General features: G+C 71.6%; 14 protein-coding genes and 1 pseudogene. 13 read left to right on the top strand and 2 right to left on the bottom strand.

Features of this window, described 5'->3' with window-relative positions; all coding sequences use genetic code 11:
• Window positions 1-85: 85 nt before the first annotated feature.
• The 13 genes and pseudogenes from AC0GKK_RS19375 (at window position 86) to rplL (ending at window position 13,482) form a co-directional block, all read left to right on the top strand.
• On the top strand, window positions 86-1,213 hold the full coding sequence (locus AC0GKK_RS19375) for an ATP-binding cassette domain-containing protein (RefSeq protein WP_179761801.1): 1,128 nt from the start codon (window positions 86-88) through the stop codon (window positions 1,211-1,213).
• On the top strand, window positions 1,210-1,989 hold the full coding sequence (locus AC0GKK_RS19380; protein ID WP_161152753.1) for an MlaE family ABC transporter permease: 780 nt from the start codon (window positions 1,210-1,212) through the stop codon (window positions 1,987-1,989). Before AC0GKK_RS19375 ends, AC0GKK_RS19380 begins: the two co-directional genes overlap by 4 nt.
• Before the next feature lie 3 nt (window positions 1,990-1,992).
• Window positions 1,993-2,835, top strand: a complete 843-nt coding sequence (locus tag AC0GKK_RS19385) for an MlaE family ABC transporter permease (protein WP_161152754.1) — start codon at window positions 1,993-1,995, stop codon at window positions 2,833-2,835.
• Window positions 2,832-4,283, top strand: a complete 1,452-nt coding sequence (locus AC0GKK_RS19390) for an MCE family protein (RefSeq protein WP_179761802.1) — start codon at window positions 2,832-2,834, stop codon at window positions 4,281-4,283. The genes AC0GKK_RS19385 and AC0GKK_RS19390 overlap by 4 nt, the downstream gene beginning before the upstream one ends.
• A pseudogene (locus AC0GKK_RS19395) lies at window positions 4,280-5,299 on the top strand (MCE family protein); the annotation flags it as partial. The gene AC0GKK_RS19390 and the pseudogene AC0GKK_RS19395, both read left to right, overlap by 4 nt.
• 230 nt (window positions 5,300-5,529) lie before the next feature.
• Window positions 5,530-6,495: an MCE family protein gene (locus AC0GKK_RS19400; RefSeq protein WP_179761804.1), complete on the top strand. Its 966-nt coding sequence runs from the start codon at window positions 5,530-5,532 to the stop codon at window positions 6,493-6,495.
• Entirely contained in the window at window positions 6,495-7,889 is a 1,395-nt protein-coding gene (locus AC0GKK_RS19405; protein WP_179761805.1) for an MCE family protein, read from the top strand. Before AC0GKK_RS19400 ends, AC0GKK_RS19405 begins: the two co-directional genes overlap by 1 nt.
• Complete coding sequence (locus AC0GKK_RS19410) at window positions 7,886-9,199, top strand: MCE family protein (RefSeq protein ID WP_179761806.1); 1,314 nt, start codon at window positions 7,886-7,888, stop codon at window positions 9,197-9,199. The genes AC0GKK_RS19405 and AC0GKK_RS19410 overlap by 4 nt, the downstream gene beginning before the upstream one ends.
• Complete coding sequence (locus AC0GKK_RS19415; RefSeq protein WP_357458847.1) at window positions 9,196-10,488, top strand: MCE family protein; 1,293 nt, start codon at window positions 9,196-9,198, stop codon at window positions 10,486-10,488. The genes AC0GKK_RS19410 and AC0GKK_RS19415 overlap by 4 nt, the downstream gene beginning before the upstream one ends.
• Window positions 10,489-10,679: 191 nt before the next feature.
• Complete coding sequence (locus AC0GKK_RS19420) at window positions 10,680-11,303, top strand: Rv1363c family protein (protein WP_476652680.1); 624 nt, start codon at window positions 10,680-10,682, stop codon at window positions 11,301-11,303.
• A 79-nt stretch (window positions 11,304-11,382) separates the two neighbouring features.
• Entirely contained in the window at window positions 11,383-12,174 is a 792-nt protein-coding gene (locus AC0GKK_RS19425) for a nuclear transport factor 2 family protein (protein WP_179761809.1), read from the top strand.
• A gap of 309 nt (window positions 12,175-12,483) precedes the next feature.
• Entirely contained in the window at window positions 12,484-13,050 is a 567-nt protein-coding gene (rplJ, locus tag AC0GKK_RS19430; RefSeq protein ID WP_020622230.1) for a 50S ribosomal protein L10, read from the top strand.
• Between the two features lie 42 nt (window positions 13,051-13,092).
• Window positions 13,093-13,482: a 50S ribosomal protein L7/L12 gene (rplL, locus tag AC0GKK_RS19435; RefSeq protein ID WP_062397856.1), complete on the top strand. Its 390-nt coding sequence runs from the start codon at window positions 13,093-13,095 to the stop codon at window positions 13,480-13,482.
• A 67-nt stretch (window positions 13,483-13,549) separates the two neighbouring features.
• Here the strand turns inward: rplL and AC0GKK_RS19440 are convergent, their stop codons facing one another.
• Window positions 13,550-15,232: an AMP-binding protein gene (locus tag AC0GKK_RS19440; RefSeq protein WP_489882259.1), complete on the bottom strand. Its 1,683-nt coding sequence runs from the start codon at window positions 15,230-15,232 to the stop codon at window positions 13,550-13,552.
• On the bottom strand, window positions 15,232-16,203 hold the full coding sequence (locus tag AC0GKK_RS19445; protein ID WP_179761811.1) for a cyclase family protein: 972 nt from the start codon (window positions 16,201-16,203) through the stop codon (window positions 15,232-15,234). Before AC0GKK_RS19445 ends, AC0GKK_RS19440 begins: the two co-directional genes overlap by 1 nt.
• Window positions 16,204-16,652: the final 449 nt, after the last annotated feature.

Raw genomic sequence — 16,652 nt, forward strand, 5'->3', positions numbered from 1 at the left:
GTTCAGCACCGACAACTGGCCCCCGCTCCCCAGCGTTCCCGGGCCCCGGTGCGGTTCGTCGGTCTATTGCGCGAGGAGGCGACACGTGACCGGTGTCGAGGTGAAGGTCGAGGGGCTGACGAAGTCCTTCGGTCGGGCCAACATCTGGTCGGACGTGACCCTGACGCTGCCCGCGGGCGAGGTGTCGGTGCTGCTCGGACCGTCGGGTACCGGTAAGTCGGTGTTCCTGAAGTCCCTGATCGGGCTGCTCAAGCCGGAGCGGGGATCGATCGTCATCGAGGGCGTCGACCTGTGCAAGTGCTCGGAGTCCGAGCTGTACGAGATCCGGAAGCTGTTCGGGGTGCTGTTCCAGGACGGTGCGTTGTTCGGGTCGATGAACCTGTTCGACAACATCGCGTTCCCGTTGCGGGAGCACACGCGTAAGTCGGAGTCGGCGATCCGGGACATCGTCATGGAGAAGATCGACATGGTCGGTCTGGTCGGTGCCGAGGGCAAGCTGCCGGGTGAGATCTCGGGTGGTATGCGTAAGCGGGCGGGGCTGGCGCGGGCGTTGGTGCTGGATCCGAAGATCATTCTTTTCGACGAGCCGGACTCGGGTCTGGACCCGGTGCGCACGGCGTATCTGAACCAGCTGATCATCGATCTGAACGCGATGACGGACTCGACGTTCCTGATCGTGACCCATGACATCAACTCGGCGCAGACGGTGCCGGACAACATCGGGCTGCTCTACCGCAAGCATCTGTCGATGTTCGGTCCGCGGGAGGTGTTGCTGACCTCCGACGAGCCGGTGGTGGCGCAGTTCCTGAACGGGCGTCGGGAGGGGCCGATCGGGATGTCGGAGGAGAAGGACGCCGCGCAGGCCGCCCGTGAGATGGAGGAGGCCGGTGAGCTCGAGGGCCGTCCGCCGATGAAGCCGCAGCTCGTCGCGTCGACCGGGATGCCCGACCGGCAGGCGGTGCACCGTCGTCGGGAGCGGGTGGAGGCGATGATGCACGAGCTGCCGGAGTCGGCGCAGGAGGCGATCCGGGAGCAGCACGCCGACAGCGACGCGCAGGCCGGCGGCGGTCCGTCGCAGGACGGCACCACCCGTCAGATGGCCCGCAGCGGCGCGACGGTGAGCGACGACCGTCCCACCGACATCCACCCGCGCATCACCGACGACACCCCCGACCCCGGCGGTCGTCACCAGCTCTCCGGCGGTGACCGGTGAGCATCCCCAGCCCCGTCACGCGGGCGCTCACCCCGGTCGGCAAGTTCTTCGGCCTGTTCGCCGAGATCGGCCGCCAGGGACTGCGCCGGCCGTTCCAGTGGCGCGAGCTCGTCGAGCAGACCTGGTTCGTCACCAAGGTCTCGGCGCTGCCGACCGCCCTGTTCACCATCCCGTTCGGCGCGACGATCGCGCTGCTGCTCGGTGAGCTGACCCGCCAGTTCGGCGCCCAGTCCCAGACCGGCGCCGGTGCGGTCCTCGCGATCGTGCAGCAGGCCGCCCCCATCGTCACCGCGCTGCTGATCTCCGGCGCCGGTGGCTCCGCGGTCTGCGCGGACCTCGGAGCCCGGACCATCCGCGAGGAGATCGCGGCGATGGAGGTGCTCGGCATCTCACCGATCCAGCGCCTGGTCGTGCCGCGGGTGCTCGCCATGGGCATCACCGCGCTGGTCCTGAACGGGCTCGCGACCTGCGTCGGCGTCGCGGGCGGCTACTTCTTCAACGTGATCATCCAGGGCGGGTCGCCCGGTGCGTACATCAACAGCTTCTCGGCGATCGCGCAGGTCAGCGACATCGTCGTGTCGGAGCTGAAGGCGTTCCTGTTCGGCATCGTCGCCGGTGTCGTCGCCGCTTTCCGCGGCCTCAACCCGCCGCCCGGTGCGAAGGGTGTCGGTGACGCGGTGAACCAGGCCGTCGTCATCTCCTTCGTGCTCGTCTTCCTGATCAACCTCGTGCTCACCGCCCTGTACCTCGAGCTCGTCCCGCCGAAGGGCTTCTGATCCATGGCCACCCCACTCGGAACGCGGGCCCGACGGGCCGCCCAGGCGCCGCTGAACCAGCTCGAGGAGCTCGGCGACCAGCTGTCGCTCTACGTCCGGTCGATCCTCTGGATCCCGAAGACGCTGACCCGGTACAAGAAGGAGGTCGCCCGGCTGCTCGCCGAGGTCTCCTTCGGCTCCGGGGCGCTGATCGTCATCCTCGGGACCGTCGGCGTGATGGCGTCGTTGTCGCTGTTCGTCGGCTCGCTGGTCGGCCTGCAGGGCTTCCGGGCCCTGGACGCCCTGGGCGTCGAGGCGCTGACCGGCTTCATCACCGCTTACTTCAACACCCGCTCGATCGCCCCGCTGGTCGCCGCCTCGGCGCTGACCGCGACGCTCGGCGCGGGCTTCACCGCCCAGCTGGGCGCCATGCGGATCTCCGAGGAGATCGACGCGCTGGAGGTCATGGCGGTGCCCTCGGTGCCCTACCTGGTGACCACCCGGGTGGTCGCCGGCATCGTCGCGATCATCCCGATCTACACGCTCGGCCTGCTCGCCAGCTACGCCGCCTCGCGGATCAACGTCACGCTGATCAACGGTCTGCCCGGTGGTACCTACGACCACTACTTCGACCTGTTCCTACCGGTCAGTGACGTACTGCTGTCCTACCTCAAGGTGATCGTGTTCGCGACGGTGATCATCCTGATCCACTGCCACTACGGCTACTCCGCCAAGGGCGGCCCCGCCGGCGTCGGTGTCGCGGTCGGTCGGGCGGTGCGGCTGTCGATCGTGAGCACCGCCATCCTGGACTTCTTCCTGACGCTGGTCATGTTCGGCACCTCGACCTCGGTGCGGGTGGCCGGATGAGGTCCCCGAAGCGAGTGCTGCAGGGCCTGGCCTTCGTCTCGGTCATCGTCGTCCTGCTCGGGCTGGCCGTCGCCCAGTACGTCGGCGCCTTCTCCTCCGGTGTCCCGGTGACCCTGAACGTCGCCCGGGTCGGCACCCAGATGCAGGAGCGCTCCGACGTCAAGGTCAACGGCCTGATCGTCGGCCAGGTCGACCAGGTCGTCTCGAACGGCACGGACACCAGCATCGAGATGTCGATGGACCCGCAGTTCCTCGACCAGATCCCGGAGAACGTCACCGCCCAGCTGCTGCCCAAGACGCTGTTCGGCGAGAAGTTCGTGTCGCTGGTCCCGCCGGCCGCGCCGTCGACGGCCCGGCTGGCCGCGGGCGACGTCATCCCCGAGGACCGCAGCCAGGCCGCGCTGGAGGTCGAGCGGGTGCTCGACGAGCTGCTGCCGCTGCTGCAGACCGTCCGTCCGCAGGACCTGGCGACCACGCTCGGCTCGCTCTCCCAGGCCCTGCAGGGCCGGGGCAACCAGCTCGGGGAGACCCTGACCCAGCTGAACACGCTGGTCGAGGGCCTGAACCCGGCCGTGCCGGACCTGCAGGAGGACATCCGCCAGCTGGCGACCTTCTCCGACAACCTGAACCAGGCCGCGCCCGACCTGCTCGACGCGCTCGACAACCTCACGGTCACCAGCCGCACCGTCGTCGAGAAGCGCGAGGGTCTGCGGAACCTCTACCGCTCCATCACCGGTGCCTCGGACGACCTGCGGGCCTTCCTCGACGCGAACGGCGAGAACATCATCGGGCTCTCCGCCGCGAGCCGGCCGACGCTGGAGACCCTGGCCCGGTACTCGCCGGAGTTCCCCTGCCTGACCCGCCAGCTCGTCGAGCTGATCCCGAAGATCAACGACGCGTTCCGGCCGGGCACCGACCGGGTGGGCGTCAACATCACCCTCGAGATCGTGGCGAGCAAGGGCAAGTACCTGCCGAACCAGGACGAGCCCGAGTACGGCGACGACCGCGGTCCGCGCTGCTACCCGATCCCGGTCCCGACCGGCACCCAGTACCCGCCGGACGGCCCGTTCCGGGACGGCTCCGTCCCGGGCCCGGCCCCGGCCGGGCAGCCGATGGGCAACCCCGAGGACTTCGGGGTCGACACCTTCGGCACCTACGACGGCACCGACAGCTTCGGTCTCATCCAGGACCAGAGCGCGGAGAACGGCGCGGGCGTGCTCCCCCCGCTGACCACCGCGCTCGGTCAGGCGGGCATCCAGCCGTCGTCCTACGACGGGACGCACCAGAGCGGCTCGGTCGACATGGGCGTCGCGAACTCCGCCGGTGAGCAGGACGTCGTCGCGCAGCTGCTGGCCGCCCAGCAGGGCGGCTCCCCGCAGGCCGTGCCGGCCTGGAGCAGCACGATGGTCGGCCCGCTCCTGCGCGGCACGGAGGTGACGCTGACGTGAGCAGGCTCCCGATCTCGGCGCTGGTCAAGTTCCTGGTCTTCGCGCTGGTCACGGCGCTGGGCACGACGCTGCTCGGCCTGACCATCGCGAACGCCCGGGGCGGTCAGGTCACCGAGTACACCGCCCGGTTCAGCGACGCGACCGGTCTGCTGGCCGGCGACGACGTCCGCATCGCCGGCGTCGTCGTCGGATCGATCAAGGACGTCCGCATCGTCGACCAGCGGGTCGCCGAGGTGGCGTTCGACGTCGACTCGTCGAACCCGCTGCCGTCGACGGTCGGCGCGACCCTGAAGTACAAGAACCTCATCGGCCAGCGGTACATGGCGCTGGACCAGGGCGCGGGCCCGACCGGGGAGGACCTCCCCGCCGGCGGTCAGATCCCGATCGACCGGACCCGCCCCGCGGTCAACCTGACCGTGCTGTTCAACGGCTTCCAGCCGCTGTTCCAGGGCCTGGACCCGGACCAGATCAACAAGCTGTCGATGGAGATCGTCCAGGTCCTGCAGGGCGAGGGCGGCACGGTGCAGAGCCTGCTGGCCTCGACGTCGTCGCTGACCAACTCGATCGCCGACCGCGACCAGGTCATCGGCCAGGTCATCGACAACCTGAACCTGACCCTCGACACCGTCAACCGCAACGACGAGGGCCTCAACGAGCTGATCAGCTCGCTGCAGGCGCTGGTGTCCGGGCTGGCCCAGGACCGCGAGCCCATCGGCAACGCGATCCAGTCCATCGGCGAGCTGACCCAGGTCACGGGGTCGTTCCTGGAGGACGCCCGCCCGCCGCTGCGCGACGACATCCGCAACCTCGGCGACCTCGCGACCCAGCTCGACCAGGGCCGCCCCGCGATCGAGCGGTTCCTGCAGTACACGCCGTTCAAGCTGAACCGGATCGCCCGCGTCGGCTCGTACGGCAGCTGGTTCAACTTCTACCTCTGCGGCCTCGACGGCCAGATCGGCATCTCGCCGATCCTGCAGCCGACCTCGCTGGAGGACCTGGGCATCGGCCCGATCAGCAACCCCGAGCGGCGCTGCGGCCCGGACCCGTCCGGGATCGGGGCCGGCAACACCGTCCCGACCGACGGTTCGCAGCCCGGCGACCCCGCGGACAACCGCGCCGAGGACAACCCGTTGATGCGTGAGCCGACCACCGAGTCGGTCGGCGGCCTGCTGGACCAGGCGGCCGGCCGTGGCCCGGTCGACTCGAGCAGCGACCCGACCGCAGCGCTGCAGCCGGGAGGCAACTGATGGCACAGGCAGGGCAGAAGCGCCCCGTCCTGACGGCGGTGATCGGACTCGTGCTGATCGCGGCGCTGACACTGGCCGCGTTCAACTACGAGGCGATCTTCTCCGGGGCCACCCGCTACACCGCGGAGTTCCCCGAGGCGGCGGGCCTGCAGGCCAACGACCGCGTCACCGTGGCCGGGGTCGAGGCGGGCCGGGTGCAGGACGTCTCCCTCGACGGCGACCACGTGAAGGTCGAGTTCACCGTCGAGGACGCCTGGGTCGGCAACCGGACCACGGCGTCGATCGAGATCGCCACGCTGCTGGGGTCGAAGTTCCTCGCCCTCGACCCGCGCGGCGACGCCGAGCAGGACCCCGACCAGCCGATCGGCCGGGACCGGACCAAGTCCCCGTTCGACGTCGTCGACGCCTTCAACGGCCTCTCCGGCACGATCGACCAGCTCGACACCACGCAGCTCGCGTCGAGCCTGACCACGCTCTCGGACACCTTCCGCGACACCCCGCCGGAGATCCGCGGGGCCCTCGATGGGCTGTCCCGCCTGTCGAACACGATCTCCAGCCGGGACGCCGAGCTGAAGAAGCTGCTCGCCAACACCCGGCAGCTGTCGACCACGCTGGCCGACCGCCGCGGCGACGTCGTGAAGCTGGTGAACGACGGCAACCTGCTGCTCGGTGAGCTGCAGCGGCGCAAGGACGCGATCGCGAACCTGCTCGACGGCGTGCAGCGCCTGTCGATCCAGCTGCGCGGACTCGTCGCCGACAACCAGGCGCAGCTGCGCCCGGCCCTGGAGACCCTCGACCGCGTGCTGGCGGTACTCGAGGAGAACCGCGACAACCTCGGCGAGATCCTCGACAAGGAAGCGGTGTTCGTCCGCGTGTTCGGCAACGTCCTCGGCAACGGCCGTTGGCTCGACAACTACCTGTGCGGCCTGCTGCCGCCGGTCGTGCCGCTCGGGGGTGACTGCTGATGGGGTCCTGGGCCAACGACCGGCGCCAGATCCAGTTCGGTGCCCTGATCGCCGTCGTCGCCGTCCTGGTGGCGAGCGCGATCTGGCTGATCACCTCCGGCGGCGGCCGTCCGGTCACCGCCTACTTCACCAGCTCCGCCGCGCTGTTCCAGGACAACGACGTGCGGGTGCTCGGCGTCCCGGTCGGCAAGATCGACCGGATCACGCCCGAGGGGGACCGGGTGCGGGTCGACATGACCATCACCGACGACGAGGTGCGCCTGCCCGCCGACGTCAAGGCCGCCGTCGTCTCGCCGAGCCTGGTCACCGGCCGCTACGTGCAGCTGACCCCGGTGTGGACCGGCGGCCCGGAGTGGAACGGCGAGCCGATCCCGCTGGAGCGCACCGCGTTCCCGCTCGGTGTCGACGACCTCACCCGGACCGCGACCGAGCTCTCCCGGGCGCTGGGCCCGCAGGGAGCGAACAAGGACGGCGCGCTCAACGACGTCCTGGACGTCACCGCACAGAACCTCGACGGCAACGGGCGCGCACTCAACGACACCATCCGCAACCTCGGTGGGCTCTCGGCGACGCTGAACGGGTCCAGCGGCGACCTGTTCGGCACCATCACCGAGCTGCAGAAGTTCGTCGGGACGCTGCGCGAGAACGACCCCGGCATCCGCGAGCTCAACGGGAAGCTGGCCGACGTGACCGGCTTCCTCGCGAGCCAGCGTGGCGAGCTCGGTGGCGCGCTGAACCAGCTGTCCTTCGCGCTCGGCGAGGTCGCCGACTTCGTGCAGGACAACCGGTCGACGCTGCGGTCGAACGTGGACAAGCTCGCGAGCGTCTCGCAGGAGGTCGTCGACCACCAGCGGGCGCTGTCCGAGATCGCCGACGTGGCCCCGGCCGCGCTGGGCAACCTCACCAACATCTACAACGGCTCGTCGGAGACCCTCGACACCCGGGCCAACATCAACGAGCTGGCCTACCCGCTGCCGGTCGCGATCTGCGAGATCCTCCGCCGCGGCGCGGGTGCGATCCCGGGTGGCCTGGACCAGCCCACCGCCGCGCTCTGCGACGGCCTGGCCCCGATCCTCGACGGCGCGGTGCCGCTGCCGACCCCGCAGCAGGTGCTCGAGCAGCTCCAGGCCGGCGGCTCCGGGGTCAACCCGGCGGTGCCCCAGCTGATGCCGGGCTCGCCGCTGTCGCTGACCGACCCGGGCTCGCAGCTGCGCGCCCCGGCCGACCCGCAGGCTCCCGCCCCCGGTGGGCAGCCCGCACCGGGCGCCACCGGCGCCCCGGCCACCCCGGCGCCGTCGACGACGACGGCCCCGCAGGCCACTCCCACCCCGGTCCCCGAGACCGAGGAGCGCGGGGGCGGCGGACTGTTCGGCCTGTTCGGAGGTGGATCGTGATCGGCTCCAGCGGCCGTGTCGGCCGGGTGTCGGCGCTGCTGACCGCCGTGGCCCTGTTCGCGGGCGGCTGCGGCGCGGTGGACGGCGGCCTCCGGGGCATCCCGCTGCCCGGTGGCGCGAACCTGGGCGACGACCCGTACTCGGTGCAGATCGAGTTCGCCGACGTCGTCGACCTCGTCCCGCAGTCGATCGTGCGCGTCGGTGACGTGCCGGTCGGCGCGGTCGAGACCGTCGCCGTCGAGCCGGGGTCGTGGAACGCGCTGGTCACCGTCGCGGTGAACCGCGACGTCACGCTCCCGGCCAACGCCACCGCGCGGGTCCGCACGACCTCGCTGCTCGGTGAGAAGTTCGTCGAGCTGTCCCAGCCGACCGTCCCCGCCGAGGGCGACCTCGCCCGGAGCGGGAGGATCGGACTGCAGGCCAGCGGGCGCGCGGCCGAGGTCGAGGAGGTCCTCGGGGCCCTGTCGCTGCTGCTCAACGGCGGCGGCGTGGCCCAGATCCGGACCATCTCCACCGAGCTGAACAACGCACTGTCCGGTCGCGAGCCGCAGATCCGCGGTCTGCTGGACAACCTGGACCGGCTCGTCGGCTCGCTCGACAGCTCCAAGGACGACATCAACCGCGCCCTCGACGGCCTCAACCGGCTCTCGGCCACCCTCGCCGAGCGTCGCCCGCAGATCGAGAACGCCCTGCAGAACATCAGCCCCGGCCTGCGTGAGCTCGAGTCCCAGCGCACCCAGCTCGTCGGCATGCTGCAGGCCCTCGACCGGCTGTCCGGCGTCGCCACCAACGTGGTCAACCGGTCCCGCGACGACCTGCTGGCCGACCTGGAGGCGCTGCGCCCGGTGCTGCGGAACCTGGCCGACTCCGGCCAGAACCTGCCGGACTCGCTGCAGCTGCTGCTGTCGATCCCGTTCACCGATGCGGCCACCGACGCCGTCGCCGGTGACTACGCCAACCTGTACGTGGACCTGGACCTGGACCTCGGTTCGGTCCTGCGCAACATCCTGAACTCCAACCAGCTCGGGCTGCCGCTCGACCCGACGCAGCTGGCCCAGCTGCCGCCCACCGCGCAGCTGCTGACGCCGCTGCTCGGCGCCACCCCGCGGCAGCCGGACCCGGCGGTCCCCGGTGCGCCCGCGCTGCCGCTGCTCGGGACCGAGCAGCCCACCACCGCGCCGGCGCCGCCCGCCTCGGGCACCGCGCCGGCCACCCCGGCACCGTCGGCGACCCCGGCACCGAGCCCGACGCCGGAGCAGGGCTCCGGTGGCGGCGGCCTGCTCGGCGGACTCTTCGGAGGCGGATCGTGATCACCAAGACCGTCCGCTGGCAGCTGACCGCGCTGGTGCTCGTCACCATCGTGGCGGTCGGCTACGCGGGCTTCCGCTACGCCGGTCTCGACCGCGTCTTCGGGGCGACGACGTACCCGGTCACGGTGGAGCTCGCCGACTCCGGCGGGATCTTCAGCGGCGCCGACGTCACCTACCGCGGCGTGAGTGTCGGCCGGGTCGGGCCGCTGTCGCTGACCGCCCGCGGCGTCGACGTCCAGCTCGACATCGAGAACTCCGCGCCGGCCATCCCGGCCGACGCCCGGGCCGTCGTCGGGAACCTCTCGCCGATCGGTGAGCAGTACGTCGACCTCCAGCCGGTGGCCGACGGAGGCGAGGCGCTCGCCTCCGGCTCGGTCATCCCGCAGGACCGCACCCGGACCCCGGTCCAGATCAACACCTTCCTGACCGAGCTGGACCAGCTCGTGTCGACGGTGCCGAAGGACTCGCTGCAGACCGTCGTCCGCGAGCTCGGCCAGGGCTTCGAGGGCACCGCGCAGCCGCTGCAGCAGCTGCTCGACACCACCGGGGAGTTCACCCGGGCCGCCACCGACGCGCTGCCGCAGACGACCGCGCTGATCCGCGACGCCCGCCCGGTGCTCACCACGCAGAACGAGGTGGCCCCGCAGTTCCAGGAGTTCAGCCGCGGCCTGCGCGAGGTCACCGAGCAGCTCAAGCAGTCCGACCCGGACCTGCGCCGGATCATCGACGACGGCCCCCGCCTGGGCGACCAGGTCAGCGGCCTGCTGCGGGAGAGCGGCCCCGGGCTCGGCGAGTCGATCGCGAACCTGCGGACGGTGACCGAGCTGCTGGCCCCGCGCCAGGCGGGTCTGCGCCAGCTGCTCGTGACCTACCCCGGCCTGGTGGCCGTCGCGCCGAAGGTCGTGCCCGGCGACGGGACCGCGCACCTCGGCCTGGTCGTCAACATCGCCGACCCGCCGGTCTGCGCCCGGGGCTACGAGGGCACGCCCAACCGCGGTGGCCTCGACGTCTCCGAGCGACCGGTGAACGAGGACGCCCGCTGCACCGAGCCCCCCGGCAGCCCCACCAACGTGCGCGGAATGCAGAATGTCCAGAGGCCCCAGCCGCTCGAGGTGCCGGACTACTCCGGCAACTCGGGGTTCGGCGGCCACGGTGACGGTCCCCACGGCGGCGACACCGCCGACGGACCGGCCCCGCGGCCGAACGCCGGGTCGCTCGGCGACGACCGCGCCGAGCGGGTCGCGACGCCGGGCCTGGTGACGAGCTTCGCCCAGATCCTGGGCGGTTGAGCACGACGGTCGCGCCCCGTCCGGGGCGTCACCGGCACGACGGCCGGGCCACACCCGGGCCCGGCCGGCACGACGACCGCGGGGGGACCGCCGTCCGCCGGACGGCGCGGACCCCCACGGCCGGCCCACGGCCGCCCGGTGCGGTCGCCGAGCGGCTGTGCCCCCGCAGCCGGGAGGAGGAACGCTCCCCGATGAACACCGACGTTGCCGGCTCCGACGCCGACACGAAGGCCGACCCGACGGCCGACACCCCCGACGGTTCCGCGCCCGTGGAGCCTGCCACCGGTCCGGACGGCGGCCAGGCCCCGCCCGGACCGCTCGCCAGGGCCCTGCCCGTGGCCGCCGTCGTCGCGGCGGTGCTCGCGCTCGTGCTGGGCGGCCTGTGGCTGTTCGCGCTGAACAGCGACGCCACCCAGGTCGCCCAGGCCCGCGACGAGGCGCTCCGTGACGCCCGCCAGGCCGTGATCAACCTGAACACCCTGGACCACAAGGACGCCCAGAAGGGCCTGGACCTGTGGATCCAGTCCTCGGCCGGGTCGGTCCGCGACGAGTTCGTGTCCAACCGCGACGCCTACGCCAAGCTCGTCACCGACCAGAAGCGCACCACCGCCGCGACCGTCACCGACGCCGCGGTGACCGAGGTCGACCCGCGCGCCGGGACCGCCCGGGTGCTCGCCGGCGTCGACGTGACCGTCACGCCCGAGGGCGGTCAGCCCGCCGTGACCCGCCAGCGCATCGAGCTCGGCATGGTCCGCACCGACGACGGCTGGAAGGTCGACGCACTGGAGCCGCTGGTCACCCCGGGTACGGGCTGACCCTCCGGCCCGACCCCCGGCCCCCGGCGGTGCCCCGCACCGCCCCGCTCCCAGGTCGACCACCCCAGGAGGTCACCGCATGTCCACCCCCCGCCGCCGCCCTGCGGGCGGCATCCGTAGGCCCCAGGTCGCGGGCCGCCCGCGCACCCGCGCCGACGAGCCCGACGAGGAGGAGACCGGCACCGGCGGTGTCGCCCTCGACGAGCGCTCCGGTGACGCGGTCCCGTCCGCCGCACCGGTCCGCTCCGGCGACGCCGGGCGCACCGACGCCCCCGGCACCGACGCCCCCGGCACCGACGCCGACGCCGACCCGGCCGACGCCGACGGCGCCCCGCGTCGGTCGTTGCTGGCCGCCCCGACGACCCGGCGCGCGACCGGCCTGCTGCTCGCCGTCACGGTGCTGCTCGTCGCGGCCGCCGCGTTCTTCGGCGCCGAGTGGTACCGCACGACCTTCACCGGGTCGGCGTCCAACACCGCGCTCACCGACGTCGGCACCACCGCGCAGGTCAGCGAGCAGGTCGGTGAGGCGATCACGAAGGTCTACTCCTTCGACTACGCCCGCCTCCAGCAGGCCGAGGACGACGCCCGCGGCGTCATCACCCCGGGCTTCCAGCCGGAGTTCGACAAGATCTTCGGCAGCGTGAAGGACCTCGCCCCGCAGCAGAAGGCCGTGGTCACCGCGACGATCCCGAAGCTCGCCGTGGCGAGCATCGACGGCGACCGCGCGACCGTCTACGCCTTCGTCAACCAGGTCATCCGCCGCCAGGCCGACGGCGGCGCCCCGCAGGAGGGTGCCGCGGCGGCCCGGCTGCGGGTCGACGCCCAGTTCGTCGACGGCCGCTGGAAGATCTCCGCGATGACGCCGGCCTGAGCAGGCCCACCCCGCCGTACCCCCGGGTGAACCGGGGGTACGGCGAGGAGCTACAGTTACTCCCGATCCACCGAAGACCGCAGGTCCGCGTCCTTCCCGAAGGGCGTACGAAGGTTCCGGGAACGTCCGGACGGCCCGCGCAGGAGGACGAGGCGACACCGGGCGCGCGAGCGCCCCACGAACTTCCGACGCCCCGTGCTGCTGCGCACGGGGCGTTCGTCGTCTCCGGGGTCGGAGTGGGAACTGCGTCGGTGGCACCCCCAAGCACGTCCCACGTGCACGAGACCGACCCCCGAGAGGAGGGCAGCGATGGCAGCACCTGAGAAGGTCGCAGCGGTCGAGGAGATCACCAACCGCTTCCGCGAGTCGGACGCCTCGGTCGTGACCGAGTACCGCGGGCTCAGCGTCGCCAAGCTGACCCAGCTGCGCCGGGACCTGGGTTCGGACGCGAACTTCCGCGTCGCGAAGAACACCCTGGTCAAGCGCGCGGCGGCGGAGGCCGGGGTCCAGGGCCTGGACGACCTGCTCGCCGGCCCGACGGCCATCACCTTCATCAAGGGTGAGCCCGTCGAGGCCGCGAAGGCGATCAAGCAGTTCGCGAAGGACAACCCCGGTCTGACGATCAAGGGCGGGTACATGGACGGGCGCGCCCTGTCCACCGCCGAGGTCGAGCAGCTGGCGGACCTCGAGACCCGCGAGGTCCTGCTGGCCAAGCTGGCCGGCGCGATGAAGGCCAACCTGTCCAAGGCCGCCGGGCTGTTCAACGCCCCGGCCTCGCAGGTCGCCCGCCTCGCGCAGGCGCTGGCCGACAAGAAGGCCGAGTCCGGCGAGTCCGCCGCTCCGGCCGAGGCCGACGGCGACTCCGCCGAGAGCTGACCACCACCCCCATCTGTCTTTCGTAGAGAAAGGACCGCCACCATGGCGAAGCTGTCCACCGACGAGCTGCTCGACGCCTTCAAGGAGCTCACCCTGCTCGAGCTCTCGGACTTCGTGAAGAAGTTCGAGGAGACCTTCGAGGTCACCGCGGCCGCCCCGGTCGCCGTCGCCGCCGCGGGTGCCCCCGCCGCCGGTGCCGCCCCCGCCGAGGAGGAGAAGGACGAGTTCGACGTCGTCCTCGAGGCCGCCGGTGACAAGAAGATCCAGGTCATCAAGGTCGTCCGTGAGGTCGTCTCGGGCCTGGGCCTGAAGGAGGCGAAGGACCTCGTCGAGTCCGCGCCGAAGCCGCTGCTCGAGGGTGTCGCCAAGGAGGCCGCCGAGGCCGCCAAGACGAAGCTCGAGGAGGCCGGCGCCAAGGTCTCGCTCAAGTGACCTGAGCACCGCTCGCACGACGGGGCGCCGACCCACCGGGTCGGCGCCCCGTCGTCGTCTCCACCGGTCAGGTCTGCTGGCGGGCCCGCAGCTCGCGGCGCAGCACCTTGCCCGTGACGGTCTTGGGCACCTCGTCGAGCAGCTCCACCTGCCGCGGGTACTTGTAGGCCGCCATCCGCTCCCTGGTGAACGCGATCAGCTCCTCCGGGGTGGCCGAGGCACCGGCCCGCAGTGACACGAACGCCTTGACCGTCTCGCCCCGGTACTCGTCGGCGACGCCGACCACCGCGGCCTCCCGCACCGCGGGGTGCTCGTAGAGCACGTCCTCCACCTCGCGCGGCCACACCTTGTAGCCACCCGCGTTGATCTGGTCCTTCTTGCGGTCGACGATGTAGAACCAGCCGTCGGCGTCCATGTAGCCGACGTCCCCCGTTCTGAGTTCGGGCTGCGCGAGTTCCCCGGTGGGGAACGCGTGGGCCGTCTCCTCGGGCTTGCCCCAGTAGCCCGCGACGACCTGCGGCCCGGACGTGCAGATCTCCCCGATCTCGCCGGGCGGGAGCTCCCCGCCGTCGTCGTCGAGGATGCGCACGACGGTGCCGTAGATCGGAACGCCCACCGACAGCGCCCCGGACGCGGAGTCCACCGGCCCCTGGGTGCCGATCGGCGTCGCGTGCGACGGCGAGGTGGTCTCGGTCAGCCCGTAGATGTTGTGGATCCACAGCCCGAACGCCTCGTGGAACGCGGTGACCGTCGACGGCGGGATCGGCGCCCCGCCCGAGCAGATCGTGCGCAGCGACGCGAGCGCCTCCCGGTCGGCGTTCGGGGCGTTCATCAGCGCGATGAACACGGTGATCGCCCCGACGGTCAGGGTCGGCCGGTGCTCCCGGATGACGTCGACGCCCAGCGACGGCTCGAACCGGTGGAACAGCACCAGCGGCGCGGCCAGGTACTGGGCGAGGGTCACGTGCGCGATCAGCCCGGTGATGTGGAACAGCGGGGCGATGCCGAGGACGACCTCGTCGTCGCCGAGGCCGCACCAGGTGGCGTAGGCCTGGCTGGTGAAGACGACGTTGCCGTGGGTGTTCATCGCGCCCTTGGGCGGCCCGGTGGTCCCCGAGGTGTAGGTGAGGAACGCCGTGTCGCCGGCGGCGAACGACACCGGCGGGGGAGTGCTGCCCCGGTGCGTCCCCAGGAACGCGCCGAGGTCGGTGACGTCGTCGCCGGACAGGTCCGGCCGCGCGGTCCCGGGGAGGGCACGCGGGTCGTCACGGGTCTGGAACTCGCGTTCGGAGGTGGTGAGCACGGTGCGCACACCCGGCTGCCCGGCCAGCACGGTCCGCGCGACGCCGTCGTAGAGCGACTCCAGACACACCAGCACCGACGACCCGGAGTCGCGCAGCAGCAGCTCCAGCTCCCGCTCCCGGTTCATCGGGTTGACCGACACCGCGACGCCGCCGGCCTTCCAGGTGCCGACCAGGCCGAGGACGAACTGCGGCACGTTCTGCAGATACATCGCGACGCGCTCGCCCGCGGTGAACCCGCCGGCGAGCAGCCCGGCGGCGAAGGCGTCGGTGAGCTCGTCGAGCTCGCGGTAGGTGAGCGCGCCGTCGAAGTAGCGGATCGCGTCGCCGTCGGGGTTCCGCGCCACCGCGGCGCGGAACATCGACAGCGCGTCCGGGAAGTCCGGGGTGATGTCGTGCGGCTGGCCCTCGGCGTAGCGGGCCAGCCAGGGGCGGTCGGCGTAGGACATCAGCGGATCACGATCGGGTTCACCGGTGCCCCCGTGCCGTTGACGACCTTGAGCGGGGCCGCGGCGTAGAGGAAGCTCCACCGTCCGTCGGCGGCGCAGGCCTCGGCGAGGTCGTCGAGCCAGGCGATCTCGGTGAGGGCGACGCCGAGGTTGCGCATCAGCGCGCAGTGCAGCGGGAGCGCGACGCCGGTGTGCGGCTCGCTGGTCACCTCGTTGGCGATCGTGTCGGTGACGAGGTTCGGGATCTCCTTGCGCTGGAACCACTCCACGAGCTCGCGTGAGTAGGTGAGCCCGGGCTCGGTGAAGTCGGTGTAGAAGGTGGCCGGGTCGTTGAGCTCGTACCAGTACTTCATCCATCCGGTGCGGATGACGAGCACGTCGTGCGGCTCGAGCGTGACGCCCTGTGCCTGCGCGGCGGCCTCGAGGTCGGTGTGGTCGAAGGTCTCGCCCTTGTCCAGCCACTCCTTGCCGCGGTGCCGGGCCATGTCGACGAGCACGCCCCGCCCGACGACGCCCTTCTCGGCGATCGGCAGCACCGAGGCCCGGTCCATCGCGTCGACGGTGGAGCGCGCGTCGTAGCCGTTCCAGAGCTTGCCGTCGTACCAGACGTGGCCGAGCGCGTCGTACTGCGTGGAGCCCTGCAGGAAGATGAGGGCGGTGTCGTCGGCGTAGTGCAGACCGCCGGGGAACTGCGGTGCGTCGGCCGAGTCCCAGGTGCCCTCGTCCATGACGTTCTGGCGCTTGATGCCCTCGCGGCCCGGCCACAGCGGGTCGCCCGGCGCCTCGGTGCGTCCCATGTGGATCTGCAGGGTGAACACCTCGCCGGAACGGACGTGCTGCACGCCCCGCAGGACCTCGCCCGCGTCCAGGTAGTTCAGGCAGCCCAGCTCGTCGTCGGGACCCCACTTGCCCCAGTTGCTGGGGGCGTCGTCACCGAGGAGCTCGCGCATGGGAGGAGTGCTGTCGGACATCGTCGTCCTTTCGTCGCCGCCGGCCGTCACCGACCTGTGACCGATCGTTGGCGCCCCGACGACACCGTGTCAACCGTCACGCGGAGCGACCTGGACGGGCGTCGGTGGACCGGTCGTCCCGGCAGGATGACCGCTCGTCGACGAAGTGGGACTTGACTCGGTGCGGCGTGCAGGTCACTCTTGGGCAACGGTGGTTGCCTGGATGCTGGAATCGGCGACCTGTCTCGACAGCTGCGCTCGCAGCGTCTATAGTCATTCTTTGCGCTGTCTGCGTCCAGGCTCACGCGCTCATGACCGGGGAAGACTTCCGGACCGATCCGTCGGCCGCCGGAGAGGGTTCGGCGGATATGGGTGCGGGGGTTCGTTCGTCCGTCAGCGCCCGACAACAGACGGCGTGCGACGTGGCCGGCTACCGGCTTCTCGATCCGGGGGGACCCCGATCGGATCGA

The organism is Pseudonocardia sp. P-1, assembly GCF_058111925.1.